Here is a 1786-nt window from a genome sequence, read left to right as displayed (position 1 = left end):
CCGCCGCAGCGACGCCCCCACCCGCTCGGCCTGCGCCAGCAGCCAGCGCCGCAACACGGCGCGGTCGGCGGTGTCCTCGGCAAAGGTGTTCTCCGCGCTTTCCGACTTGGGCTCGGAATACGGCTCCACCTCGCGCGGGTCCACGCCGCTGGCCCGCTCGTGCAGGTGCACGCCCCCCTTGCCGAAGCGCCGCTCCCAGAATTCGCGCGAATAGCGCAGCACGTCGCCCGCGCTGCGCACGCCCAGCTGTTCCAGCGCATCCAACGATCGCTTGCCCACCCCCGGTATGCGGCCCACGGGCAAGGTGCGCAAAAATTCCGCCACGTCTTCCGGGTACAGGATGAACAGGCCGTTCGGCTTGTTCACGTCCGAGGCTATCTTGGCCAGGAATTTCACCGGGGCCGCGCCCACGGAACAGGTCAGCCCGCCGGTCACGTCCAGCACGCGGGCCTTCACCGCCATGCCCATGTTCTCCACCGGGCCGAACAGCCGCTCCAGCCCCGTGGCGTCCAGATAGGCCTCGTCCACCGAGGCGGGCTCCACCAGCGGCGAAAATTCGCGCAGCGCGTCCATGATGCGGTGCGAAATCTCGGCGTAGCGGCGCATGCGCCCCGGCACCACGATCAGGTGCGGGCACAGCCGCAGCGCCGTGCCCATGGGCAGGGCCGAGCGCACGCCAAAGCGCCGCGCCTCGTACGACGCGGCGGAAACGACCCCCCGGTGCGAGCCGCCCACGGCCACCGGCTTGCCCCGCAGGGAAGGGTCGTCCATCTGCTCCACGGACGCGAAAAAGGCGTCCATGTCGATATGCATGATCCAGCGTTGCGCCATGCCCACGTTCTAGCAGAGGGGCGACGGAGCCGGAAGCGGGGCGCGGCTGTCGGGACCGGGAGCGCACTCCGATGGGATGTCTCGCCCCGCCAGGCAGCCCCGTCCGGCCTGACCGCACCATCCCAACCAGCCGCCCTTTGCGGCGCGGGCACGGTGACGGCCCGCCGCCCGCCGTGCTAGACAGGATGGGTGCCGTTGCCGCGCGGGACATTTCGCCATCCCCCGCACGGCCATCCCCGTACGACCATCCCCGTACGACCATCCTGCGGACGGGCACCCCGCGCTCGCCCCGGAAGCCGCAGGGAGCACGTTCGTTCGGCGCAATGGCCGCCGCCTCCCGCACCTCAACCCACGGTCACCCATGCCAGCGTTCCGCTTCGTCCATGCCGCAGACCTGCACCTCGACGCCGCCTTCGCGGGCGTCTCGCGCGACCTTTCACCCCGCCTGGCCGACCGGCTGCACCGCGCCACCTTCACCGCGTGGGAGCGGCTGGTGGACCTGTGCCTTGCCGAACGGCCCGACGCCCTGCTCATTGCGGGCGACGTGCACAACCACGAGGACGGCAGCCTGCGCGCCCAGGTGGCCCTGCGCGACGGCTGCGCGCGCCTGACGGACGCGGGGATGCGGGTGTTCATCGCCCACGGAAACCACGACCCGCTCACCTCGCGGGTGCACTCGCTGCACTGGCCGGACGGGGTCACCGTGTTCGGCCCGCAGGTGGAATCGCACGCCCTGACCCGCGACGGGCGCGTGGTGGCCGTGGTGCACGGCATCAGCCACGAGACAGACCGCGAGGGCCGCAATCTGGCCAAGCGCTTTTCCCGCGCGGCCACCGTGCAGGGCATGGTTCACGGCATGGTTCAGGACGTGGACGTGCCCCCCGGCGCGCCGCAGGTCGGCGTGCTGCACTGCAACGTTGGCGGCACGCCCGGCACGCGCGACGCGGGCCGCTAC

General features: G+C 71.7%; 2 protein-coding genes. One reads left to right on the top strand and one right to left on the bottom strand.

Annotation, left to right across the window (positions count from 1 at the left end):
• Positions 1-831: DNA polymerase IV (gene dinB, locus FVW20_RS14225; protein WP_269145832.1), on the bottom strand; the 831-nt coding region annotated here is incomplete at its 3' end.
• 361 nt (positions 832-1192) lie between these two features.
• Here dinB and FVW20_RS14220 point away from each other — a divergent pair.
• A partial coding sequence (locus FVW20_RS14220; protein ID WP_196610132.1) for a metallophosphoesterase family protein occupies positions 1193-1786 on the top strand: 594 nt, incomplete at its 3' end.

It is taken from the genome of Nitratidesulfovibrio oxamicus (assembly GCF_015731765.1).
Lineage (GTDB): Bacteria > Desulfobacterota > Desulfovibrionia > Desulfovibrionales > Desulfovibrionaceae > Cupidesulfovibrio > Cupidesulfovibrio oxamicus.
Note: the sequence above shows the minus strand (reverse complement) of the source record. Positions and strands in the feature narration are given on the sequence as shown.